General features: G+C 59.9%; 1 protein-coding gene. It reads right to left on the reverse strand.

Translation table 11 applies throughout. The annotated features are described in order from the left end of the window. Positions 1-235 (reverse strand): aspartate 1-decarboxylase autocleavage activator PanM (gene panM / locus ACPYOI_RS36430; RefSeq protein ID WP_481424224.1); only part of this gene is annotated, 235 nt, incomplete at its 3' end. Positions 236-262 lie beyond the last annotated feature (27 nt).

A 262-nucleotide genomic window follows, 5' to 3' on the forward strand; every position in this document is an offset into this window, starting at 1 on the left:
GCCCCACACCGCGACGACGGGTCACGTCACGTACGCGCAGTGAGTCCAGCGCCCCTTCGGTGCCGCTCAGCGTCCCGCGAACCGCGGCGAGCAGACGCTCGTTAAAGCGCGCGGCGTAGATGCGGTGTGTCTCATCGACACGGAGCGACGAAGGGGAATATTCCGGCCAGATCTTGCCCAGGTCGATATGATCCTGGTCGCTAAAGGTCACCAGACGCACGATAGTCAGTTTCATTAGCTGCTTGTCCAAATCAAATTGAGT

The sequence above is a fragment of the Rhizobium sp. SVR5-2C genome, assembly GCF_056755115.1.